Source organism: Rhizobium sp. IBUN (assembly GCF_000510625.1).
In the GTDB taxonomy this organism is placed as follows: domain Bacteria; phylum Pseudomonadota; class Alphaproteobacteria; order Rhizobiales; family Rhizobiaceae; genus Rhizobium; species Rhizobium altiplani.
The window spans coordinates 1-22,299 of sequence record NZ_AZNV01000055.1; the positions used below are offsets into that span (position 1 = coordinate 1).

24 protein-coding genes and 6 pseudogenes are annotated in these 22,299 nt (G+C 57.9%); 17 read left to right on the forward strand and 13 right to left on the reverse strand.

The window, feature by feature from the left end; genetic code table 11:
• Positions 1 to 653 precede the first annotated feature (653 nt).
• From RHIBUN_RS0129525 to RHIBUN_RS0129545, 4 genes are all read right to left on the reverse strand, one after another.
• The gene (locus RHIBUN_RS0129525) at positions 654 to 932 is read right to left on the reverse strand and encodes a hypothetical protein (protein WP_025662374.1); all 279 of its coding nucleotides are present in this window, start codon (positions 930 to 932) and stop codon (positions 654 to 656) included.
• Between the two features lie 12 nt (positions 933 to 944).
• A complete protein-coding gene (locus RHIBUN_RS0129530; RefSeq protein WP_025662375.1) occupies positions 945 to 1,244 on the reverse strand; it encodes a DUF982 domain-containing protein in 300 nt (99 codons plus the stop codon).
• 70 nt (positions 1,245 to 1,314) lie between these two features.
• Positions 1,315 to 1,791: an Hsp20 family protein gene (locus tag RHIBUN_RS0129535; protein WP_025662376.1), complete on the reverse strand. Its 477-nt coding sequence runs from the start codon at positions 1,789 to 1,791 to the stop codon at positions 1,315 to 1,317.
• A gap of 650 nt (positions 1,792 to 2,441) precedes the next feature.
• Entirely contained in the window at positions 2,442 to 2,654 is a 213-nt protein-coding gene (locus tag RHIBUN_RS0129545; RefSeq protein ID WP_025662377.1) for a hypothetical protein, read from the reverse strand.
• A 233-nt stretch (positions 2,655 to 2,887) separates the two neighbouring features.
• On the opposite strand from RHIBUN_RS0129545, the pseudogene RHIBUN_RS37695 reads away from it, so the two are divergent.
• The 3 genes and pseudogenes from RHIBUN_RS37695 to RHIBUN_RS38085 all read left to right on the forward strand — a co-directional run.
• A pseudogene (locus tag RHIBUN_RS37695) lies at positions 2,888 to 3,007 on the forward strand (Asp-tRNA(Asn)/Glu-tRNA(Gln) amidotransferase subunit GatC); the annotation flags it as partial.
• A gap of 279 nt (positions 3,008 to 3,286) precedes the next feature.
• Positions 3,287 to 3,589 (forward strand): DUF982 domain-containing protein, encoded by a 303-nt coding sequence (locus RHIBUN_RS0129555; RefSeq protein ID WP_025662379.1) that lies wholly within the window; start codon positions 3,287 to 3,289, stop codon positions 3,587 to 3,589.
• Between the two features lie 98 nt (positions 3,590 to 3,687).
• Positions 3,688 to 3,870, forward strand: a pseudogene (locus RHIBUN_RS38085) (Tn3 family transposase); the annotation flags it as partial.
• Between the two features lie 231 nt (positions 3,871 to 4,101).
• On the opposite strand, the gene RHIBUN_RS35945 reads toward RHIBUN_RS38085, so the two are convergent.
• On the reverse strand, positions 4,102 to 4,467 hold the full coding sequence (locus RHIBUN_RS35945) for an SPW repeat protein (protein ID WP_084659882.1): 366 nt from the start codon (positions 4,465 to 4,467) through the stop codon (positions 4,102 to 4,104).
• A gap of 652 nt (positions 4,468 to 5,119) precedes the next feature.
• On the opposite strand from RHIBUN_RS35945, the gene RHIBUN_RS35950 reads away from it, so the two are divergent.
• Positions 5,120 to 5,335, forward strand: coding sequence for a DUF982 domain-containing protein (locus RHIBUN_RS35950; RefSeq protein ID WP_245271760.1), 216 nt, complete (start codon positions 5,120 to 5,122; stop codon positions 5,333 to 5,335).
• A 288-nt stretch (positions 5,336 to 5,623) separates the two neighbouring features.
• Here the strand turns inward: RHIBUN_RS35950 and RHIBUN_RS35955 are convergent.
• Positions 5,624 to 5,918: pseudogene (locus tag RHIBUN_RS35955) on the reverse strand (aspartate-semialdehyde dehydrogenase).
• A gap of 280 nt (positions 5,919 to 6,198) precedes the next feature.
• Between RHIBUN_RS35955 and RHIBUN_RS0129575 the strand changes: the two are divergent.
• The 3 genes and pseudogenes from RHIBUN_RS0129575 to RHIBUN_RS37020 form a co-directional block, all read left to right on the forward strand.
• The gene (locus RHIBUN_RS0129575; protein WP_025662383.1) at positions 6,199 to 6,513 is read left to right on the forward strand and encodes a co-chaperone GroES; all 315 of its coding nucleotides are present in this window, start codon (positions 6,199 to 6,201) and stop codon (positions 6,511 to 6,513) included.
• 47 nt (positions 6,514 to 6,560) lie between these two features.
• A complete protein-coding gene (gene groL / locus RHIBUN_RS0129580) occupies positions 6,561 to 8,189 on the forward strand; it encodes a chaperonin GroEL (protein WP_025662384.1) in 1,629 nt (542 codons plus the stop codon).
• 704 nt (positions 8,190 to 8,893) lie between these two features.
• Positions 8,894 to 9,071, forward strand: a pseudogene (locus tag RHIBUN_RS37020) (arginine deiminase family protein); the annotation flags it as partial.
• Between the two features lie 42 nt (positions 9,072 to 9,113).
• Here the strand turns inward: RHIBUN_RS37020 and RHIBUN_RS0129595 are convergent.
• The 3 genes from RHIBUN_RS0129595 to RHIBUN_RS0129605 all read right to left on the reverse strand — a co-directional run bounded on the left by RHIBUN_RS0129595 (position 9,114) and on the right by RHIBUN_RS0129605 (position 12,462).
• Positions 9,114 to 10,595: a deoxyribodipyrimidine photo-lyase gene (locus RHIBUN_RS0129595; RefSeq protein WP_051420129.1), complete on the reverse strand. Its 1,482-nt coding sequence runs from the start codon at positions 10,593 to 10,595 to the stop codon at positions 9,114 to 9,116.
• Positions 10,588 to 11,070, reverse strand: coding sequence for a TspO/MBR family protein (locus tag RHIBUN_RS0129600; RefSeq protein ID WP_025662388.1), 483 nt, complete (start codon positions 11,068 to 11,070; stop codon positions 10,588 to 10,590). The genes RHIBUN_RS0129595 and RHIBUN_RS0129600 overlap by 8 nt, the downstream gene beginning before the upstream one ends.
• An 87-nt stretch (positions 11,071 to 11,157) precedes the next feature.
• Entirely contained in the window at positions 11,158 to 12,462 is a 1,305-nt protein-coding gene (locus RHIBUN_RS0129605; protein ID WP_245271761.1) for an FAD-dependent oxidoreductase, read from the reverse strand.
• Positions 12,463 to 12,651: 189 nt separating this feature from the next.
• On the opposite strand from RHIBUN_RS0129605, the gene RHIBUN_RS0129615 reads away from it, so the two are divergent.
• The 5 genes from RHIBUN_RS0129615 to RHIBUN_RS0129635 are packed head-to-tail and all read left to right on the forward strand — an operon-like array spanning position 12,652 to position 16,361.
• Complete coding sequence (locus RHIBUN_RS0129615) at positions 12,652 to 13,263, forward strand: sigma-70 family RNA polymerase sigma factor (RefSeq protein ID WP_245271762.1); 612 nt, start codon at positions 12,652 to 12,654, stop codon at positions 13,261 to 13,263.
• A complete protein-coding gene (locus RHIBUN_RS0129620) occupies positions 13,260 to 13,913 on the forward strand; it encodes a ChrR family anti-sigma-E factor (protein WP_025662391.1) in 654 nt (217 codons plus the stop codon). Before RHIBUN_RS0129615 ends, RHIBUN_RS0129620 begins: the two co-directional genes overlap by 4 nt.
• 3 nt (positions 13,914 to 13,916) lie before the next feature.
• Positions 13,917 to 14,726 carry a DUF1295 domain-containing protein gene (locus RHIBUN_RS0129625; protein ID WP_025662392.1) on the forward strand — a complete coding sequence of 270 codons (810 nt, stop codon included), beginning with the start codon at positions 13,917 to 13,919 and terminating at the stop codon, positions 14,724 to 14,726.
• A gap of 1 nt (position 14,727) precedes the next feature.
• Complete coding sequence (locus tag RHIBUN_RS0129630) at positions 14,728 to 15,765, forward strand: cyclopropane-fatty-acyl-phospholipid synthase family protein (RefSeq protein WP_025662393.1); 1,038 nt, start codon at positions 14,728 to 14,730, stop codon at positions 15,763 to 15,765.
• Positions 15,762 to 16,361, forward strand: a complete 600-nt coding sequence (locus RHIBUN_RS0129635; protein ID WP_025662394.1) for a hypothetical protein — start codon at positions 15,762 to 15,764, stop codon at positions 16,359 to 16,361. The genes RHIBUN_RS0129630 and RHIBUN_RS0129635 overlap by 4 nt, the downstream gene beginning before the upstream one ends.
• Here RHIBUN_RS0129635 and RHIBUN_RS0129640 read toward each other — a convergent pair.
• The gene (locus tag RHIBUN_RS0129640) at positions 16,326 to 16,727 is read right to left on the reverse strand and encodes a DUF2177 family protein (protein WP_025662395.1); all 402 of its coding nucleotides are present in this window, start codon (positions 16,725 to 16,727) and stop codon (positions 16,326 to 16,328) included. The genes RHIBUN_RS0129635 and RHIBUN_RS0129640 overlap by 36 nt on opposite strands.
• Before the next feature lie 117 nt (positions 16,728 to 16,844).
• On the opposite strand from RHIBUN_RS0129640, the gene RHIBUN_RS0129645 reads away from it, so the two are divergent.
• The 4 genes and pseudogenes from RHIBUN_RS0129645 to RHIBUN_RS35965 all read left to right on the forward strand — a co-directional run.
• Positions 16,845 to 17,222, forward strand: coding sequence for a DUF2147 domain-containing protein (locus RHIBUN_RS0129645; protein WP_018116541.1), 378 nt, complete (start codon positions 16,845 to 16,847; stop codon positions 17,220 to 17,222).
• A gap of 22 nt (positions 17,223 to 17,244) precedes the next feature.
• Positions 17,245 to 18,069 carry a DUF1365 domain-containing protein gene (locus RHIBUN_RS0129650; protein WP_025662396.1) on the forward strand — a complete coding sequence of 275 codons (825 nt, stop codon included), beginning with the start codon at positions 17,245 to 17,247 and terminating at the stop codon, positions 18,067 to 18,069.
• A 79-nt stretch (positions 18,070 to 18,148) separates the two neighbouring features.
• Positions 18,149 to 19,384, forward strand: a complete 1,236-nt coding sequence (locus RHIBUN_RS0129655) for a cyclopropane-fatty-acyl-phospholipid synthase family protein (RefSeq protein WP_025662397.1) — start codon at positions 18,149 to 18,151, stop codon at positions 19,382 to 19,384.
• A 283-nt stretch (positions 19,385 to 19,667) separates the two neighbouring features.
• Positions 19,668 to 19,898 (forward strand): annotated as a pseudogene (locus RHIBUN_RS35965) (transposase); the annotation flags it as partial.
• Between the two features lie 141 nt (positions 19,899 to 20,039).
• Here the strand turns inward: RHIBUN_RS35965 and RHIBUN_RS35970 are convergent.
• Complete coding sequence (locus RHIBUN_RS35970; protein ID WP_198021196.1) at positions 20,040 to 20,354, reverse strand: DUF4143 domain-containing protein; 315 nt, start codon at positions 20,352 to 20,354, stop codon at positions 20,040 to 20,042.
• A gap of 22 nt (positions 20,355 to 20,376) precedes the next feature.
• A complete protein-coding gene (locus tag RHIBUN_RS0129665) occupies positions 20,377 to 21,066 on the reverse strand; it encodes an aldehyde dehydrogenase family protein (RefSeq protein WP_245271764.1) in 690 nt (229 codons plus the stop codon).
• A 36-nt stretch (positions 21,067 to 21,102) separates the two neighbouring features.
• Here RHIBUN_RS0129665 and RHIBUN_RS35975 point away from each other — a divergent pair.
• Positions 21,103 to 21,393 (forward strand): annotated as a pseudogene (locus RHIBUN_RS35975) (FAD-dependent oxidoreductase); the annotation flags it as partial.
• Positions 21,394 to 21,858: 465 nt separating this feature from the next.
• Here RHIBUN_RS35975 and RHIBUN_RS35980 read toward each other — a convergent pair.
• Positions 21,859 to 22,284: a BA14K family protein gene (locus RHIBUN_RS35980; protein WP_084659886.1), complete on the reverse strand. Its 426-nt coding sequence runs from the start codon at positions 22,282 to 22,284 to the stop codon at positions 21,859 to 21,861.
• Positions 22,285 to 22,299: the final 15 nt, after the last annotated feature.

Here is a 22,299-nt window from a genome sequence, read left to right on the forward strand (position 1 = left end):
GCTCGACCTTGACAAGCCTGAGGAGGAGTTGTTGCGCCCGCTGCCGGGGGGCTCGCTGAAAGTGGAGACCGCCCGTGGGAACGGTTGGACAAGACTCAGGTTTCCAAAACACAGTTGAACCGCAAGCCGGGCGAAAGTAAACGTTCAGCCGTTTCCCCCTGCCACCTATACGAACATAAGTGGTAGCATCTCCTACCTGCTGAGTGTGGCGCACAACCCCGGGGATGAGCACTCTTCGGGGTCGCCGCTCGTTCAGGCGGCCTCTAAACCGATCGTAACCCTTTGTTTTCTGAGTGAAGAAATCTGTGCACTCAAGTGTGGCCCGTTGGGCGGCCAGGTCGTTTGCCAGGCTGCGCTTTATGGAACTGGCTCGCGGAGCAATCTCATCATCGTCCGCTTTGTCGGCCAGACGACGCACCAAGTGCCACCAATTTCCCCTAACCACCGCTTTTGCCTCGCCCCATATGGCCATGCCCTCACACACGACACCGAGGCGATCGCCGCTGCTAGTAGAGCCTTCGCGACTAACGCCCGTTCGCGAGCCGGAGTCATTAAACTCCGTAGAGCCTGGCGGCGACGAACAACGCTCGCTTGTTGGTGCACCGTCAAGCAGCTGCGGAAGTCGCCGAGATAGACGGCCTGACAGCCTGATCTCAGGTATCGTAGCGCCGATCGAGTTCTCTGAGGGCAGACTGAACCTCATCGATCGAAACTGGCTCCGGTGTTCCTGGAACGTGACGGAGAGACGGTTTCGAATCGATCGCGTAAAAGTCCGAAGCCCATGCCGCGAGGATAGTTCGCTTATCATCGACAGAAAGTACTGGCGCCCTTACCACATCGATTGGCCGTCGAAACAGCAGCCCTTGCGGCGCTAGAACTGTCGGCCCGATCGTCATGGCAGTGTTGGCAGCCTGCTCCAACATATTGTCCATCGTCTATTTACCTCAGCGTAGGTGCGGATCCCTGTCCCGTCGCAGGCGAGACGCGACGATCACATTGTTTTCCGGCGCCAACAGATTGTGTTTCTCCGCAAAGGCGGCAAATAGGCCGCGGGCGGTCTCCGCTTCGATTTCACCGCGCAGCGCAGCTTGGCACGCCTTAAGCGCAACCGAGTGCGCGGTATCTCTGAGCGCCGTCGGCCACTCGACGAGATACCGGTAGGCGTCCATCGCGCTGCGAACTTCGGCCGGAAAGCCGAGGCCGACCAGAATAGAAACAGGCTCTTTGAACATGTCGGGTTTCATTACGCTCTCCTTCCCAACCCGCGATGTTGACGGGCGCCGCCGCAGCGACGCCCTCCTTGACGGGTTCTCCTTAGGCGGCCTTCTGCGCTTCAATCTGCGTGGGAGAAGCCGACGGCTCAACACTTGAAGCGGCCTCGATGGCGATTTTGCGCGGCTTCATTTCCTCCGGGACCTCACGGACGAGATCCACGGACAGAAGACCGTTCCTTAGATCCGCTCCGTTCACCCTGACATGGTCGGCCAGCTCGAACCGGTGTTCGAACGGCCGGCCGGCTATGCCGCGATGAAGGTAGGCTTCGGCAGCCGCCTCCTGCTTCGTGCCGGTCACGGTCAGAAGGTTGGACTGGAATGTTATGTCGAGATCGTCCAAGGCGAAACCTGCCACCGCTATTGAGATCCGATAGCTGTCATCGCCAGTCTTGACAATGTCATAGGGCGGCCAGTCGTTGATCGAGCGGGCGCGCTGAGCATTTTCGAGAAGATTGAAGACCCGATCGAAACCGACGCTGGATCGGAACAGCGGTGCATAGTCGTAGGATGTTGCCATAGCCATATCCTCCTTGAAGCAACATGGGTACGGAGCGCCGAAAGACGGCGCTTCCAGCAAGCCAGCCCTATCCTCAGCGGCTGGCGGATATCGATTTGGTTTTTGAGAATTTCGGATTCAAGAGCTGCGCTTGAGAAAAATTTGCGTGTTTCAGTCCTGGCGAACCAAATCGAGCTCATAGCTTGGAGCTATATTCTGTATATCGCGCAAGCCTTCACATAAGGCGGGCGCAGATTGCCGCCGTCGGTCCCACCACGGAATTCAAACCCGACAATCACAGGCGCAGAACGACAACGTTGCTCTTCAACGGCACATTCAGCGATCTGGTCGTCACGCCATCTCTGGTGCTCCGATGCAGCAGCGATTGAAATCCTCCTCGATGGCGACTGTTCACTATCATACACCCCAGCGAAACCCATACCGGCGGGATTTGTCCGCATCGGATCACGGTTTCCTCCTCGAGCGGAGTGCCCTTATCGACGACGCGTGGGTTCGGATATATTTGAAACCTGGCCGCCCGCCATTCATCTAGCAGTGATAGCCATATTTACGATCTCCGTCCTTCGCTGGCCAGTCGTGGTGGAGGTGATCGATCGCAAGGGCTATATGACCGGTCGGGTCGATCGCGCCGGGGGGCAGTGGCCAGAACGCTATTCATCCTGCTCTTCCTCGTCGGCGGACAGCAGATCAACCCTCACCGTCGGCAGATGCCGGCCTTCACCCAACAAGACTTCGTCGTTGCTGGCCCACGCAAATGCCTCGGCAAGTTCAGCCTGCGTGGCGCCTTTCGCGATGACCTCGGCCACCAGCGTTTCGTCGACAGGTCCCAGGATGACAATGACGTCGTCCGAAGTCATTGTCATAGCCATTTGCTCCTCCCTCTACCTCGGCCAAAATATGGTCGCGCCTCGGTTTTCCACCTGAGATAATCCACTCTCCTTGAAACATTAACGCACTGAATTATATTGATATTAGTCGATTTCCCGATGAGAGTCGACACAAGTCCAGGAGACGCCGGCCGCTCTTGGCGTCGCGATCCTCGCCGCAGCCAGCATCTGGTTCAGTCATTCGTTGTCGACTGCCACATGGGACGCAGATCACGTCGATAGATATCGCTACCGTCAGGTATGTTGCGCGCCTTGCCAGCCTAGCACTCACTGAAGACGAGGCTGAAAAAATGTGCGGCGAGCTTAAGGAGATTCTGACCTTTATCGAGTAACTTTCGGAGGTTGATGTCCAAGGCGTCCCCCCAAATCGCAGGAACTGGAGAACTTAGCATCGGCGGGCCACCGGCGTAGCGCGATCCTGAGTGCCTTTGCCAGGCGCGCGCCTCCGCTGTCATTGTGTATGGAAGGGGTGAGGTGACGATCTGTTCGCTACGATGGTCAGTCGGCGTCGACGATGTGGCAGGTTCTGAGGCCTTGAAATTCACTCGCTCGGCACCGATATTTTTTTTCTTCTTTTTCATCCGGTTTGAATGCGAAAGGAGGACATCATGCTTCACCCGGAATTGGTTTGGATGACGCCCGTCGCCGTCCGCATGAAGGACGAGAGCTCCCAGGTCTTCGCTTCTGTCAACGACGCGCTCGACTTTCTGGAAGGCGATTGGGCCATCTATCGAGGCAGAAATTACAATCGGGCGGTTCAAACGTGCCGCCGTGCTCTAAACCGAATGACGCCAGTCACCATCGCGCGCGAAGCGTTCATTGACGCCTGCCGCGATGCGGGATTGTCAACGGGCGTAGATGGACCGCTCGGGACGAAGACCGGCGCTGGCGGTCAACACTCGCTTGCCTAGAATGGCTGGGTTGGGGCACCTCTTAGTGCCCCAACCTTCGAACGTTCATCGCGCGGGGCACCTTAGGCAATTCGGCTGCATTATGTTTACGCTGCCTTGATCTCCTGCGACTGGCGGCCTCGATCACGACGCGCACCGTTGCGCCATCGACGATCCTCAAAGTCGTCAGCTTATCGAAATCCAGCCCCTTGCCGAAGCGCCGAGCGAACTCGGCCACATTGAGCCAACCAGGTTGAAAATCGCATGGAATACAAAAGTCGTTGCGTCGGCGCTGTCCGGCTGCGCCCAACGCGGGCCGGTATAGCGATACGCGGATTGGGTCCAGGTCAAATCTGCGAGCTTTGAGCTCGTTGCACATCCCTGGCTATCATAACCCCAATCATGTCGATCACTTGCCTATTCTGTTCGTTGACCCCCTCATACCCATGCTCCGGCGGTGTTCAATTGAGCTCAGGCAACCACCGCCGAATTCCTATACCGACGGTTCGAGCCGTTGACTTGCGGCGGCAACTTCATTGATGCGGTCTCGTGATCCATCTGCCACCTAAGCATACAAGGGAGACAAGAATCGCTATGGCCCCTGCCGCGAGGTGCGAGGTGGTAGGGTCGGCTTTGTTCGAAAAGTCCAGGATCCATGGGGCTGCGAAGATCCAGACGCCTATCGACAGACATACCAGATTTAGCTTTGGCCAGATGTCCGTTGCAGCAGCACCGGCGAGAACCATCAACGCCAGCCCACCGATCCACGCGTTGATTGATGCGAGCAAAGCCCCTTCGTAGCTCAGAACCCATGGGCAGAAAAACAATACCGCTCCTGCGACAGCATTCACCGTGTTGAGTTTTGATAAAGGAGAAACCCGTTCTTCGACCTTCCGCATCCTGAGACCTTTCGACCTGGCGGTGGCGCTAGAAGATCTGGTGTGGCGGGTTTCCCAAGACAAGACGGCTGATGACACCGATTTCGTACGATCGCGCGAATGGCTTGCAACTATGTGCCACTTCTTCCGCCGACCGCTCCAACATCCATAGACATCCTATCTCGGCAAGGCTTACGGGGGGCTCGGGCGCATCGGAACGCCTCGCGGCGAGGAGAGGCCATACGAAACCCGGTCATGGATCCTATCGCTCTGCTGCCGCGCCATGCCCGTTCGAGCAGCTCCCCGGCAGCGTTCCGGAGACCTCTCGCCAAAAATGCGTTGGGCCGCCTTTTTGGAATTCGCCCTGGTCGACCAGCCGGAACCGCATGAGGGTATAATCGGCCTCCGAGCCACATCGGCTGCTGATCCGAGGCATTACGCTGAGGGCTGGCTCTGAGACCCTCGCGTATGGCCGACCGGGGGTCTTGAACCGCCTAGCGGCGCTCACCCGCTGGCCCTTGCACGCGCCCGTCTCCAATACTAACTTTTGGTTATTGTCGTTGGTAGGAAAAGGAGGAAAAAATGCCGACGTCAGATATCCTTTGGAATAGTTCCCGTAAATGTTCGGCTTCCGAATGGCACTGAGAAGTCGTTCCAAAGTATCCACGACACCTTGGACTTTCTTGAGAACGATTGGCCCAAGGTACACGGTGCGTATCACGACGCAGCAGTAGCGAGCTGCCGAAATGCTCTCAATCGACAAACTCCTCCCGCGGTAAGTAAAGAACTCTTTCTCGCGGCATGCCTAGAGGCGGGCTTTGCGGCTCGAAGCGTTATCAGGCGAGCGAGCGGCCACGGCTTATCGGAAACCGCTCACCGACATTTCTGATCCGACAACGCCGGAACGAATGACCGGCAACCGCCTTTATCGGCCAGAGGCATTTGCCTCGACCCTTCAGTCCCAACGCTTGCCCGCTCTTCTAGCGGGGCCTCCAAAGCGATCGAAACAGAGACGTTCTTCATGGAGGATGTTGTGATGTCTCGAAAACAGTTCAGTCACAAGATGAGCCCCTAAATTCCGACGACCTACGCAAGCAGTCTGGAGCAACTGGCTTCCGCGACCCATCATCACACGGAGACCGGTGACGTGCGATAGGCCGGGCTCATCAAACCTGCGTCACGAAAAAAGCCAAGAACCGAAGAATCCGGATTCAAGTCTCAGTGCAGCTTGAACTCGCCTTCGACGCGGCACCCCGGTCAGGCGCTGATACGTATAGCGGATGGAATGCAGCACCCATCGAGATTGGCCCGCCAGTAATCAAGGAACTTCTGCATCGCAGGAAAATCGGGAGCAATCTTGCCAAACGAAGGGTTGCAGCACGGATTCAAAATCAGGAATGCGGTAGAGTTTATGGGCAGTGGGTGAGGCCGAAGCCATTGAGCTGACACTCCAGATCCGATGAAAATCCCATGCTTCATCTCCGTTTAGTGACACTGGCGAATGTGGCGCAAAATTTTGAGGCCAGCAACGGATTTTCAAACGTAAAGACCCCTGTTGTTGTTTTTTTCCAGCGTGTTAGCAGCCGCCTCTGAAGAGAGTCATTTTTTTGTTTTGACCTCTTGAAATCGAAAAATCGCAAAACCAGATCATTTCGCGCAAAACGCTCGACTGAGGTTTTGCTCCCGCCCGGACTGGTCATCCGGTTCGGCCAGGGGAACAACGTCATCATTGTTTGTCCATCGGAGGAAAACATGTCGTTCCGACCGCTTCATGATCGCATTCTAGTCCGCCGGGTTGAGTCCGAAGAAAAAACCAAGGGCGGCATCATCATTCCCGATACCGCCAAAGAAAAACCACAGGAAGGCGAGGTCATCGCCGTCGGACCCGGCGCGCGTAACGATGCCGGCCAGGTCCAGCCGCTCGACGTCAGGGCTGGCGATCGCATCCTGTTCGGCAAATGGTCCGGCACTGAGATCAAGATCAACGGCGAAGACCTGCTGATCATGAAGAAAAGCGATGCCTTGGGCATCATCGAAGCCCCGGCAGAGCAGAAGCAGGCCGCCTGAAGGCCGACCGATCAGTTAAATTAGCTGCCTATTGAGGAGTTAAAGAAATGGCTGCGAAAGAAGTCAAGTTCCACACCGATGCCCGTGAACGAATGCTGCGTGGGGTGGATGTGCTTGCCAATGCTGTGAAGGTGACACTTGGCCCGAAGGGTCGTAACGTCGTTATCGACAAGTCCTTCGGCGCGCCGCGCATAACCAAGGATGGCGTAACGGTCGCCAAAGAAATCGAGCTTGAGGACAAGTTCGAGAACATGGGAGCCCAGATGCTGCGCGAGGTGGCTTCGAAGACCAACGATCTCGCTGGCGACGGCACAACGACGGCGACCGTTCTTGCCCAGGCAATCGTCAGGGAAGGTGCCAAGGCGGTGGCGTCCGGCATGAACCCAATGGACCTGAAGCGCGGCATCGACCTTGCCGTCGACGCTGTCGTCAAGGAACTGAAGACCAACGCGCGCAAGATCTCCAACAATTCCGAGATCGCCCAAGTCGGCACGATCTCCGCTAACGGTGATTCCGAGATTGGCCGTTACCTTGCTGAAGCAATGGAGAAGGTCGGCAACGAAGGCGTCATCACCGTGGAGGAAGCCAAAACCGCCGAAACCGAGCTCGAAGTCGTCGAAGGCATGCAGTTCGATCGCGGCTATCTCAGCCCCTACTTCGTCACCAATGCTGACAAGATGCGGGTCGAGTTCGAAGATCCTTGTATCCTCATCCACGAGAAGAAGCTCTCGAACCTGCAATCGATGCTCCCGCTTCTCGAAGCCGTCGTGCAGTCCGGCAAGGCGCTTCTCATCATCGCCGAGGACGTCGAAGGCGAGGCACTCGCTACGCTGGTCGTCAACAAGCTGCGTGGCGGCCTGAAGATTGCTGCCGTCAAGGCTCCGGGCTTCGGCGATCGGCGTAAGGCTATGCTGGAAGATATTGCCATCCTGACCGGCGGCACGGTCATTTCCGAAGACCTCGGCATCAAACTGGAGAACGTGACGCTGAACATGCTTGGGCGTGCCAAGAGGGTCGCGATCGAGAAAGAGAACACGACGATCATCGATGGCGTCGGTTCCAGGGCCGAGATCGACAGCCGCGTTGCGCAGATCCGCGCGCAGATCGAGGAAACCACCTCCGACTATGACCGGGAGAAACTGCAAGAACGTCTTGCCAAGCTCGCTGGCGGTGTGGCTGTCATTCGCGTCGGCGGCTCGACCGAAGTCGAAGTTAAGGAAAAGAAGGACCGTGTCGACGACGCGTTGCATGCGACCCGCGCGGCGGTTGAGGAAGGCATTCTGCCGGGCGGTGGCGTGGCACTGCTGCGGGCCATTAAGGCGCTCGACAATCTTGATGTGGCAAACCCGGACCAGCGTGTCGGAGTCGACATCGTCCGACGTGCGATCGAGGCCCCTGTCCGTCAGATCGCCGAGAATGCTGGCGCAGAAGGTTCTATCATCGTCGGCAAGCTGCGCGAGAAGCCCGACTTCTCCTACGGCTGGAACGCCCAGACCGCCGAATATGGTGATCTCTATGCACAGGGCGTGATCGATCCGGTCAAAGTCGTGCGCACCGCGCTTCAGGATGCAGCCTCTGTTGCAGGCCTGCTGGTGACGACGGAGGCTATGATAGCCGAAAAACCCAAGAAGGAAGCCGCTCCGGCGATCCCTACTGGCGCCGGCATGGATTTCTAAGACCATCGACGCCGGGCCGCCCGTCGGGCGGGCCCGTTCCCGGAGTGAGAAATGAAACCGACGTCTTTGCCAACAAAGGAGGAGGCGCGCTTGTGCGCGAGTGTCGTCAAGGAAGTCTCCCAAGCAAGGGGATTTTCCAGCGACCCGGTCGCTATCGGAAAGCTAACCGTGCTGGTGGCGCGGCTCTTCAACAGCGGGCTCCGAGAACGCGATGATCTCATGTCAGCCGCTTTGCGATCAGCCTATTCGCAGAGCGATCTGATGCAGACCCACACTGGAATGCGCACATCGTCAAATAGTAAAGAGTGAAAGGCGAGGGTCGCTTGCGGTCTGCGAACGGGCACTTTTCGAAGCGACCCGACGCCGGAGCGTGCAGTTGATCAGGATGGCTACGGACTCGACGAGATCGTCCAAATACCGCCAAAGGTACATCAGATCGTGAAACCGGCATTGATTTGCATCAGGCCGACGAGGCAGCTACTCGACAACGTGAACTCGGCGAGATCGAACTTCGACGCGCGATTTATCTCGACGACCGGGCGCCGAAGGGATGCGTGCCATCATTGTCGATAATGGTCTGGCGACGGGAGGGACCGCAATAGCGGCACTAATTGCTATGAGAAGCCAGGGCGCCTCAAAACTTGATCCTCGCCATTCCAGTTGCGCCGGAAGAAACGCTTGCGGAGATGCGAACATATGCCGATGACGTCATGCCAATCGGCAAAGGCAACGTGCTAATCGGCATGAGCGAGCGGACCTCGCGCCAGGCGATCAGCCAGGTTGCCCAGGCGCTGTTCGAAAAAGGTGCGGCCGAGCGCGCTATTGTCGCAACCAAAGCTACGCGCTGCCATGCATCTCGACACGATCTTCACATTCGCCGACGGTGACGTTGGCGCAACCGGTGTCGGAAGGGATCCGAGAGATTCAGCTCAATTCGGACCAAGCTTGCAGCGCCCGTTTGCGTGCCTTGCCATGATCGATGATTCGATCGGGATATACATCAACCACACGCCGTCGAAGCAGGTCGGGCGCCTCCCATGGACGGTGAATGAATTTCGCGGACAGGTGCGCCAGCTCCGGCAACCAGCGACGCACATAGTCGCCATCGGGGTCGAACTTCTCACCCTGCAACACGGGATTGAAGACACGGAAGAACGGGGCGGCATCCGCACCCGAGCCGGCCACCCATTGCCAGCTTGCGGGGTTGTTGGCGACATCCGCATCGATCAGCGTGTCCCAGAACCAGGATTCGCCCTCACGCCAGTCGATCAAAAGATCCTTTATGAGGAAAGATGCAACCACCATGCGCACGCGATTATGCATGTAGCCGGTGTTCCATAACTCCCGCATGCCGGCATCCACGAGTGGATATCCCGTCCTGCCCTGCTGCCATGCCACTAGCGCCTCGGGGTCGGTGCGCCAGGCAAAGCGATCGAATTTCTTCTGCAGGTTTCGGTTTGCAATATCGGGATTGTGATAGAGTAGATGATATGAGAATTCGCGCCAGCCAAGCTCTGACTGGAATTTCTTGAGATTACGCGTAGTCTGCGCTGGACCTCGCGCGTAGGCGGCAATGCTCGCTTGGTGCCAGATCTGACGAGCTGAAATGTTGCCGAAGCGCAGATAGGGTGAAAGGCGCGACGTGGCCAGCCGATCGGGCCGGTTGCGCGAGTCTTCGTAATGTGCAAGGCCACCGCCGATAAAGTTGTTCAAGCGTGTGTGGGCGCCACGCTCACCGCGCCGCCATGCTGTGCGTAGACCGCAAGCCCAGTCGGGTGCGGCAGGCTCCAGATGCAGATCTTCAAGCCGCAGCCTTCGCACCTCGACCTCGTGTGGAATGGCATAAAAATGCGGTCGTGCTGGGATGGGCAATGGCGGGTCCGGTTCACCAGAAGCTTGCGCCTCACGCCAAAATGCCGAAAACACCCTAAACGGTACCTTGGCACTCGTCGACAGCGTCCAGGGCTCGTACAACAGATTGCCATTGAAGCTTCTGGCGTCAATGCATTGCTGTCTGAAGGACTTTTTCAGATCTTCGTCAGTCCGGCGCGTTGCTTCGGTATATCGACGGTTCCAGTAAACTGCGATGGCCCGACAAGCAGCAACGACGAGGGGCACGATCTCTCCGGCAACGCCGCGAAACAAAAGCAGGCGTCCGCTACGTTCGCGCAATGATTTGTCCAAATCCAACAGCGAGCCATGCAACCACCATCGCGCAGCACCGCCCAATGGCCGCACATCTCGTCCAGCGACTTCGTCTATAAAGAGGCACACCAGCGGCCGCCCCGTTGCTACAGCGTGATAAAATGCTGGATTATCTCCAAGACGAAGGTCATCGCGGAACCAGACCACAATAGGCGCCACGTCGCTCGAGCCGTCACGATCGAGAGGTTGAGAATTAGCCATTTAGCCGCCAGATCTCGAAGTTTAACAAGGTCGCGAAACAAACCCATGCGGCAAGCGGCACGAGGCTCATCCCCGCAACTCGGTCCAGTCGAAAGAATAATCTAAGCGTTAGCACGATCACCAGCAGTTGCGGCACGATATTGATCAAACCCGCCAGGGGGCAGTGCAGTCCAAAAAACATCCAGGACCATCCAGCGTTCATAGCAAGCTGGGTGAAGAAGAAGACAAGCGCAGTGCTACGGCCAAGGCGATCTGAAGGCATCGTCAATACACGCCATGCCGCCCAAGCCATCAGAATATACAGTGCGGTCCAAACAGGCGCAAAAATCCAACCCGGTGGATTAAGGGCCGGCTTGAGCAGTCCAGAATACCAACCAGCAATATTTGGGTAGGTGGCCAATTGGCCGAGCAGCGAAACCATAACTACGGGAATTATCGCCATTGCTGCGTTTATCAAAACGGACTGTTTACTCATGTCGGACACGTTTCTCGCTTCAACATTCTCGGTTAAGAGGGTCGCTTATGGGTGGCTCTTCGACGAGACACACACTCACACGGAAACTCACGATCGCGCACCGACCGTTCGAAATATGCGATCCGATTCCCCGTCGACAGACCACGGCCTAGCGATACCGCCCAGGTTTTCGCCGACTGCAAGGCCGACCTGGATCGCATCCTCATGGAAACCGGATCCGAAGTAGGAGCCGCAAAACCAGGTGTTGGCTTCACCCTGGAGCGACCAAAGCTGTTTCTGCGCTGCAAGCGTGGCTGCGTTGAACAAGGGATGCTTGTAGCTGCCGCGCCAGATCACCTTGTCTGCGGCCGGGTCATGCAGCGGGCTGAGCGTCACGAAGAAGGAGCGCGGTCCGGCGATACCCTGCAATCGGTTCATCCAGTAGGTGACACAGGGCTTTTGCCGCGCGGCGCCATCACGCCCGGAACATGCCAGATAGTTCCAACTCGCCCAGACGCGTCGGCGGCGGGGCAGCAGGCTTTCATCCCCATGGAGTACGGTTTCGTTATCGCCATAGGCAAAAACGCTCAGCAGTTCCGCCTCGCGCTGCGACCGGTCGGCCAGCATAGCGAGTGCTTCATCGGCATGAGTACCAATCACGACATGGTCGAACCACTCTGGTTGTACGCCGGGCACGAAAACCTCCACCGCACCATTCACGCGACGAATCGACCTCACCGGGGCATTGGTACGAATGCGATCGCGGAAGGGCGCGGACAGCCGCTCTACATAGGCGCTGCTCCCGCCGACCACCGTGCGCCAGATCGGCCGACGCGCGAATTTCAGAAGGCCGTGGTTCTCGCAGAAGCTTACGAAGGAATGCGCCGGATAATTGCCGATCTCCAGCGCCGGTGTTGACCAGATTGCAGCCGCCATCGGATATAGATGATCCTCTCGAAAGGCTCGGCCAAAGCCTGCGCTATCGAGATAGTCGTTGAGGCTCGCGGACGGATCGAGATTTCGCACGCCGCTCGGCGCCTCGCGGTAAAAGCGCACGAGGTCGCGCAGCATCGACCAGAACCGTGGGTTTGCAAGATTGCTGCGCTGGGCAAATAGACCGGCAAGGTTCGTTCCCGCATATTCAAGTTGCCCTCCGTCAATCGAAACGGCAAAGGACATGTCCGAGGCCTTGGTCGAGACATCAAGATGCGCAAATAGTGCCGTCAGGTTTGGATAAGTCGTTTCATTATAGACGATAAAGCCCGTATCGACCGGGACACCGCCTGCATTGACGGTGTGACAATGACCGCCGACGCGATTGTCAGCCTCAAACACCGTCACCTCATGACGTTTCGAAAGAAGCCAAGCAGCGGAAAGACCGGCGATGCCCGTGCCAACAACAGCAATCTTCATCGGCCGGTCCGATTGAGGAAAATGGCGCATGTCGATCCTTCTGCAGCTGTCGATATTGTCGAAACCTTATAGTAACGTGTACGAAGAGCGGCTTCGGGCGGATCACTACAAGCGATTTCTGCACGTGTGATCCGCTTTGGAGACCGCCGCGTAAAAGGATGCATGAATGAAGTTTCGAGCTCCATTGAGATGGATCGCAGACCAGGCGTGCCGAGAGGCCGGCGACTTGCCGTGGTGAGTTCGAGGGATGTACAGCAGGCGCCTTCACCCGATGCGCTCGCAGAGATGATGGTTCAGATTGCTCAAGACCGCGACCGACAGGCCTTTGCGCGGCTTTTCCGCCATTTCGGGCCGAAGCTGAAAACCTTCTTTCTGCGCTGGACGCCCTCGTCGGGCATGGCCGAGGAGCTCATGCAGGAGACGATGCTGACGGTGTGGCGCAAGGCTTCGTATTTTGACCCTGCGCGGGCGGGTGTTGCCACATGGATCTTTACGATAGCCCGCAACATGCGCATCGACCACGTGCGCCGCCAGCGCAATCCCTCAGCTCTGCCGCCCGATCCCGAGAATACACCGGACACGCTTGAGGAGGGATTGATTGGGGCCGAGCGGGACGCGTTGGTGCGCCGGGCGCTGACCACGCTCTCACCGGAGCAGCAGACGATCATCCGCCTTTCCTATTTCAACGAGAAATCGCAAGCCGAAATCGCCGATGAACTGGGCATCCCGCTTGGCACGGTAAAATCTAGAACACGCCTGGCAATGAACCGCCTGCGCGCGCTGCTGGAAGACAAATCATGACGATCGCACACCACGCAACCGACGAAACCTTGATGCGCATTGCAGCCGGCACGCTTGCCGCAGGTCCGGCCATCGCGGTCGAGGCGCATCTGGCATCTTGCCCGGCCTGCCGCTCTCGCGTCCGCGAACATGAGGCGCTCGGCGGTGCCCTGCTGGAAGAAATAGAACCAACGACGCTTTCGGCCACCGCGCTGAATGATGTGCTTGCAATGCTCGATGATGAGGACGCGGGGCACTCCCTCGTTCCGCCGCCACTTGCGCCGGTGGAGATCGAGGGCATTCCCCTGCCAAAGGCCCTGCGCGGCTGCGCAATCGGGCGCTGGCGCTGGATCGGCCCCGGCATGAGGATGAGCCGGGTCGGCGTGCCGCACGATCCGGATGCCAATCTCATCCTGCTCAAGGTTGGCCCGGGCCGCGCCCTCCCCGATCACGGACATGTCGGCACGGAATTCACCTATGTCGTCTCGGGCTCGTTCTCAGATCGGTTCGGCACTTTCCGCCCTGGTGATCTTGCGGAAATGAATGAAGATGCCGAGCATCAACCTATTGTCGACAAGAATGGCGAGTGCATCTGCCTTGCCGCCATGGAGGGAAAGATGCGGTTCAAAAGCTTTATCGGCCGCATGCTGCAGCCGATCTTCGGGATCTGAGCCGTGGCGGCGACCGCGCTTTTCATCCTGCTGGCAGCCGCTGTTTCTCTTGCGATGACTGCTGTCTGGTTTGCCGTGGTAAGAAGCGCGGCATCCGGCTGGATCGACGTAGTCTGGTCGTTTCTCGTCGGAGCTACCGGCATGTCAGCGTCGCTCGTCCCGGTCGATGGCTGGGAGGGAGAATGGCAGCGGCGGCTCGTTGTCGCCGCCCTCGCCGGGTTATGGTCCTGCCGCCTAGGCCTCTATATCCTGCAGCGCACCCTACAGGGCGGAGAGGATCCACGATATGTCAAACTGCGTGAGGAATGGGGCAAAAGCTGGCGTTTACGTTTGTACCTGTTCCTGCAGATACAGGCAGGAGCCGCGCTACTCTTAACTGCAACCATTTTCATCGCGGCACGAAACCCGTCAACGGGCCTGCAATGGAGTGATTTCGCCGGCATTGCCATCCTTGTTATAGCCATAGTCGGAGAAGGCTTCGCCGATGCGCAGTTGGCGCGATTTCGCGGTAATTCCGCGAACCGCGGAGGGATCTGTGACGAGGGCTTGTGGAGCCTCTCGCGCCATCCGAACTACTTCTTCCAGTGGCTCGGATGGACCGGATATGCAGTCATCGCTATCGGCCCCGCAGGGGTATGGGGCTGGGGTTGGCTGGCGCTTGTCGGTCCCGCCTTCATGTATTGGCTGCTCGTGCATGTCTCGGGAATTCCGCCGCTCGAAGCGCATATGATGCGCTCACGCGGCGCGGCCTTCTCCGCCTACGCCAATCGCGTCAATGCTTTCTGGCCTGGCTTGCAAAACGGGGAAAGCTGACATGAATCTTGTCGCTGCCGCCATCACTGCCGCCGAGCAGCTGCCGCTTCCTGATGACGCCTTGCGCTTCGGCATCAGCCGGTTCGTCGGTCGCACGCGCAGGCTTCTGGCGGACGGAGGCGGTGTGACGGATCGCGAGTTTGCGCAATCGATGACCGGATGGCCGATCGCCGTTCACACCGATGAAGCCAACGCGCAGCATTACGACCTACCGACGGCGTTCTTTGCGCTGACGCTCGGTCCGCGCCGCAAATATTCCTCCTGCCTTTATACCTCACCCAACAGCACGCTAGCGGAAGCTGAGATTGCGGCGCTGGATGAAACCCGCATTCATGCAGACCTTGCGGACGGACAGGATATTCTGGAACTCGGTTGCGGCTGGGGCTCCCTGTCGCTGTTCATTGCCGAGCGTTATCCGTCGGCCCGGATCGTCTCCGTTTCGAATTCTTCATCGCAACGCAGCTATATCGAGACTGAAGCCAAACGGCGCGGTCTTCTGAACCTGACGGTCATCACCGCTGACATGAATAGCTTTGCTCCCGACAATACCTTTGACCGGATCGTCTCCGTCGAGATGTTCGAGCATATGTCCAACTGGAAGTCGCTGCTTGAACGGGTGCGCGTCTGGATCCGCGACGACGGCCGGCTCTTCCTGCATATCTTTTCCCATCGCAAGACCGCTTACCGTTTCGACCATGCCGACAAGGCGGATTGGATCGCCCAGTATTTCTTCACCGGCGGCATCATGCCGAGCCACGAGCTGGTCCGAGAATTTAGCGACAGCTTCATTGTCGAAAGGGACTGGCGCTGGAGCGGAAAACATTACGAACGCACGGCGATTGACTGGCTAGATAATTTCGACCGGAACCGCCACATCATCCGCGCCATCTTTGAGGCGACCTACGGGCAAGATGCGGCGCTCTGGATGAGGCGCTGGCGGATATTCTTTCTCGCAACGGCCGGGCTTTTCGGCCATGCCAATGGCGAGGAATGGGGTGTCAGCCACTATCGCCTGCGACCCGCCAGCGCACGGCCGTGACGTCCCTTTTCAGAACACTTACAAAGATCGTGCGAGCCTACGCTCGCCACCCAGACCCACGTGTCGCTGCAGCGAACGTCATTTCACTTCTGATTGCCTCGAACCAGCCGTTTTATCCGCTCTACCTTTTCTGGCTGGTTAGCGCCGACATAACGCCCGCCTGGTTCACTTTCCTTTCAACGCCGTTCTTTCTCGTCGTGCCCGCCGTTGCACGTTGGAACTGCGTCGCCGCCCGGGCGCTTCTGCCGCTGGCGGGTATCGGAAATACGGTACTTTCGGCTTGGCTCTTCGGCACGGCATCCGGGGTCGAGATCTTCCTCGTTCCCTGCGCGGTGATCGCCCTCTTGCTGTTTCGCCCGCACGAACGCCTTATCGGGTTGGCGCTGACCGCAGTTGCCTTCGGCGTCTTTCTAGTGTGGCACGATGCCTATGGGCCGCCGCTAGCGTGGTATGACGCGGCCGAATATTACGCTCTGGCGCGGCTTAATCTCATCAGCGCCTGCACCCTTACAGCTTTCGTCGCCCTTATTTTCTCCAACCTCCTTGCGCAGGCCGAGCAATCATCCGAGCCGGCTGGCGGCCCAAAAGCCGCCTGATGCGCCAACGGCAGTTACCAAGGCGCCCCAGAGAATATCGGCAAGCGTGATGGCCAGTGGCCAGTCCTTCAACGTAGCCTGATTGGTAAGGTCATAGGTCCCATAGGCCACAAGACCAAGCACGGCGCCGTTCAGTACAGCCCTGCAAAGACCGCCTTTCCCGAGAGCCGGAAGTATGGCGAAGAATACAATGCCGGCGACATAGGTCAGATAGAAGAAGATTGCCGGGGCCAGGTGGAACTGCGGCGCAAGCTTATCGCCCAGACGCGGTCGGTAGAGCATATCTGCCATCGTCGTAAGCCAGATGGCGTCGACAGTCAGGAAAGCGACGCCTGTCGCCAGATAGGCCGTGATCATGGTTTTCATATGGTGTCCCCACGATGGTGTCGACATTCTCTACGGCATCACCGCCTCGGCGGATCACCTCGAGTGAACCGATCGACTTGCCCGTGCGTATGTCACGAAAAGAAGGAGAATCGACCGATGAGGATAGCGGTTCTGACTACGTATGCCGCCTTGATATCGACAGCCGCCGTGCAGGCGCAGCAATCCGCCGATCCGAGCGGTATCTGGCTACGCGACGACGGAAACGCGCGTGTGCGCATAGCACCCTGCGGCAGCAATATCTGCGCGACCAATCTGTGGATCCGCGATACCACCAAGGGTGAAGAGGCCGGCGATCGCCTGGTCATGTCCCTTCAGCCGAAATCGTCCGATACACTAGCAGGGACTGCTTATGACCCGAAACGAGACCGCACATTTTCGGTCACCGTGCGGGTCTCCGACAAATCGCTTCTCACCCGCGGCTGCATTCTGGGTGGGCTGTTGTGCAAGAATGTGCGCTGGCAGCCTTCCCGGTGACGGACTCGGCAAGGGGTAAAGAATGAGGAAAAACCGCATCACGAGCATGGCCAACAACGGCCCGCCGCCCGCGGCGGCCGGCACGCTCTTTCCAGGTAAGGTCATGCACCAGCGGCTCAGTCCCTTCGGCCATCGCTTCAGCTACAGCGTCTTTTCCTTGTTAGTAGATATCGACCGCCTTGGCGATCTTGCCGAGCTCTCCAGCCTGCTGTCGGTCAATCGGCCTGGCATCATTTCCTTTCACGAGCGTGATCACGTCGACGAGAAGGACGAGATGCTGCGCCAGTTTGTCGATCGCCTGCTGGCACACGCCGGACTCGAGAAGCCGGCGGCACGGATCCTGCTGCTCGCCTATCCGCGTATGTTCGGATACGTCTTCAACCCGCTCGCGACCTACTTCGCCTATGATGAGAACGAGCGATTGATCGCGATCATCTACGCCGTGCGCAACACTTTCGGCGAGCGGCATAACTATGTGGCGCCGGTGCTTCCGGGCGAGGAAAGTCCAGCCGGTATCCGCCAGAGGAGGACGAAAATCTTTCACGTGTCGCCCTTCATGGACATGGGGCTGCGCTACCACTTCCGTATCTTGCCGCCCGGCAAAACCGTGCGGGTGCGCATCCACGAGACTGCTGGCGGGCAACCGGTGCTGGCCGCCACGTTCAACGCCGACGCGGCACCGCTGACCGACGCCAACCTCGCTCGCTGCCTCCTGCGGTTCCCTTTCATGACGTTGAAGGTGATGGCCTGTATCCACTGGGAGGCACTCAGGCTATGGCTGAAGGGCGCAAGCTTCCGAACCAGCCCGCCCCCACCCAAGACATCAAGCTACCGGGACACCACCTGACCTGCTTTTGGCGTAGCAGTGGTCGAGGCATAGACGCACAAGTCCTCGCAAGCAACAATGAGATTTTCGGGAAATAATCGTGGTAGCCCTGGCAAGAATACTTAAGAGAGCCATCAACAGGACTTTAACCAAGGACGGGCTTCTCGCGCAGGCAATAGTTGCCGCCGTTTCTTCGATAGATATCGGTAAAATTACAGTGGTTCTTCCATCCTTAGAACGGGTTGAGAAAACCGGCACCCGGCCGGGACCGTCCGCGACGATCGTCATTCGCAAGTGGCGCACCATCAAGCGGCTTGCGACACGCGGTGATCTGGGCTTCGCCGAGGCCTACATTGATGGGGATTGGACGACGCCGGATTTGGAAGACTTCCTGGAGCTGGCCGCCCGTAACATCGATCTCCTTGATAGAAGGATTTCGGGTAATGCAATCGCTAGGCTGTTAAATCGGCTTCGTCACACGCTGCGTGCAAACAGTAAGGCCGGAAGCCGAAAGAACATCGCCTACCACTACGATCTCGGCAACTCGTTCTACAGACAGTGGCTCGATCCGAGCATGACCTACTCGTCGGCACTCTATTTGGAGCCGAACCTGAGCCTGGAAGGCGCGCAAACAGCAAAACTCGAGCGGGTAGAAGAGCTGCTGAAGCTCAAGGGCGGGGAGCGTGTTCTGGAAATTGGCTGCGGCTGGGGATCGCTGGCCCAAAGGCTTGGCCGTGCCGGTGCGATGGTAAGCGGCGTCACGCTTTCCACTGAGCAATTGGCATTTGCGACAGGGCGGATTCGAGCCGAAGGGCTCCACGAAACTGTTAGGATTGACCTGAAAGACTACAGGGATGTGACCGGAACCTACGACCGGATTGTTTCGATTGAAATGCTAGAAGCGGTAGGCGAGGCTTACTGGCCCGTATTCTTCAAAACGCTGCATAAACGGCTTCGCCCAGGCGGACATGCTGTACTCCAAGTCATTACCATCGACGAGAACCGATTTGCCGCCTATCGTCGCACGTCAGACTTCATTCAGCGTCATGTCTTCCCCGGTGGCATGCTGCCGACAAAAGCGGTCATCCGGACACAGGCCGCGCGCACCGGCCTTTGGTTGGCACAATCCGAATATTTCGGCATGGATTATGCGAGGACGCTCCTCGAATGGCGAGAGCGATTCCTGGCTGCTTGGCCCAATATCAAAGCAATGGGCTATTCCGAGAAGTTCTACCGCTTGTGGGACTATTACATGTGTTACTGCGCTGCGGGCTTTAAGGCGGGGACCATCGACGTGGGCCTCTACGTCCTAGAAAAGCAACCGGAAGACAAATAGCGGGTCGATTTGCCGGCGGCTCGCTATTACGCTGTGACTGCTGGTTGACGACAAAGCCTGTCGGCCCGTATGGCCGAGCGATGGCCGGAGGTTAAGCCAAACGACGCGTGGAAGGTCGCTTGCGATTCTTGCGTGAGAGCCGCTTGCCACAAGCACCAGAGCCGCCTTTGTCACGGCCGCGAAAGAGGCCAAAATAAACGTCAATGCAAATTCGAAAACGTTCCGCGATGATGTCCCAGGGAATCGGCCAGGGTGGCGGGTTTACGGTGATGACGTGCGGGCAGCGCTCGTCGTTGTTTGGGAGGCGTCGGATCGAATTTGCGGCAAGCGGCTACACCCACTATTGACAACATTGATAGAAGCGATGGAACATCATGGACACGGCGAGGCGGATCTCGTTTCTCACTCTGGCCCATACGCAAAGGGTGCTTTCTCGCAAACGCTGGTGTTGACCGATATAGCCACGGGCTGGACGGAATGCGCGCCGCGGCTGGTTCGCGAGCAAATGGTACTGATCAATGCGTTGGCCTAACTGGCCGGAAACGTTTTCTTCCTTTCAAGCCTTCGCTGGGCGCACCCTGAGACCCATTGTTATCGAAACCTCGGAAGTCTCTAGATTGATCGGGTCTGAAGACTGAAGCGAAATTCTCACGCGCTAACGCCACAAAGTCGATATTGGAACAGCGGACAAACGTTCTCCCAAAGGGATCACCTTCTCGTGGTCATACAAGACCATGCCCGAAACAAACCGTTCTCCGGATGCTTCGGCCAGAATTCGCAATCCCGAAAAATCGGAACTCGAGACGGATGCTGCCGCTTTTATCTCGATACCGACGATCCGCCCTCTCGTATCTTCGATGACGATATCGACTTCGTTCTGCTGCTTGTCACGAAAATGCGCAAACTCGAGGCGGGTTTGCGCGCCGCTGGCGAGTTTAAGGATCTCTCCAAAAACGAAAGTCTCCAGCAGATGGCTCGGTACCCGCTACAGTTCAGTGCGCGACAAGCACCATCTTCTGGTTTACCAGCTCCTTGATACCTGCTCCTGCGAGTTCGCGACCGTAGCCGGATCTCTTCACCCCGCCGAACGGAAGCTCCGGTCCAGTGAAAGAAGACGTATTGATCCATACCGAGCCCGTCTCGACTTGCGACGCGAGGGATTTCGCCCGCTCAACGTCAGCAGTGAATATCGCCCCCGAAAGGCCGAAATTCGAGTCGTTTGCGATCCTGACGACATCATCATCATTTTTGATCACATGTACCTGCGCCACGGGGCGGAAGAACTCCTCGAAATAGGCGGGGTTATCTCGAGACACATTGGTCAGGATGGTCGGCTTGTAGTAGGCCCCCGGTCCGTCGATTGCGCTCCCACCAACCAGCACCTTGGCCCCGGCCTTCACTGCGCGCTCGACCTGTCCTGCGATATCGTCGCGAGCCCCGATCGAAGACATCGGCCCCAATCCGACAGATTCATCCATGGGGTCGCCGATCTTCGTGTTCGTGAACTTGTCGGCTAGCTTCTTCGTGAATTCGTCGGCAACCTTCTCGTGGATGAGGAAGCGCTTCGCACCATTGCAGACCTGGCCGCACCCGCGAAGCCTGGCCTCGACCCCAGCGGCGACCGCCTTGTCCAGGTCGGCATCGTCGAGAACGACGAAGACGTCGCTCCCGCCAAGTTCCATCACTGATTTCTTGAGGATCTTGCCAGCGTTGGCCGCCTGTTTCTGATGATCGGCGCGGTCCCAAACACCGACTGGCTGGATGGCTGTGTCGAACTCGACAATCGTGGCCTTATCCTCACCGGGCACGACAACAATGGGGCGCCCAGGAATTCGCCCTATGCTACCAGCGTCCCTGGCATATTCGCGGTTGGCGACGTCCGTGCCCAATCGGTGAAGCGTGTTGCCTCAAGTGTCGGCGAGGGATCAGTCGTGGTGCATTCAATCCATGGCTGGCTGACGAATAATCCGGTGAACCGCGAAACCGCGGGTCAGCCGATGGGTGTTTGAGCATCGCCTTGGCAACTCGCTATGTACTCTGAACACGTCCAAAATTCCGCAACTCCGTCAAGAGATTTCCGGCTCTCTGCAGGTCGGGAGTATCGAACCCATCTATGAACTGGCCATAAACTGGTTCGAGAACGCTCTTGGCGTCATCTTTCTATAACTCATGGCTGTCCATATTGATGATCTATGGCAAGCTTGCCTATCGCTCATCCTGCCGATCGTCGCTGTTTGGGTAGGGCACGTGAGGTTTTGCGGCTACTAGAGACAAGCGGCTTCGGGCCGCCACCGAAACGGCGGGCGCAGCAATGTACCTACGCAAATGACGCTTAGTCCTCAATGCGATCTGCAATGAATTCCGGATCGAACAGGGCGCAGAGGGGCGAACGGCATCGCCGCAATGACGCTCGAATCCGTCAGAAGGGCGTTCGAAACGTAGACTAGGGGCACCTGGCGGTAGGAGATAGGCGATTAGCGCCATCGATATGGTCCGACACATTCGCGACGAGGGCCGTAGTAAGGCTGGAACGTATTGTCGAATGCCCTGTACGTACGATAGCGCGCATAGCACCAACTCACATGGCCGCCGCCCTCATAGGCGACTGACGGTTCATACCCGCGGTACGGCCAATAAGAGCTATCTGGCCGGCGCTGATACCCGTAGAACGAGCCGTAATATGTAGCCCCGTAGGGACCGTAGTGAGGCCGTGTTAATGCGCCGCCGACGATTACACCGTAATCGCCGTATGGGCCGCCGCCTCCGTGACGCCATTGCACGGTTTCTATTTGCTGCGGCAATTGGATCCCGGGTGGACTAATTGCCGGAAACGCTTGAGCTGGTGTGATGCCGAGAACGCTTATGATCAGTCCAAACGCTACCGGGCCTAACTTGTCCATGGTCTGCCCTGCTCC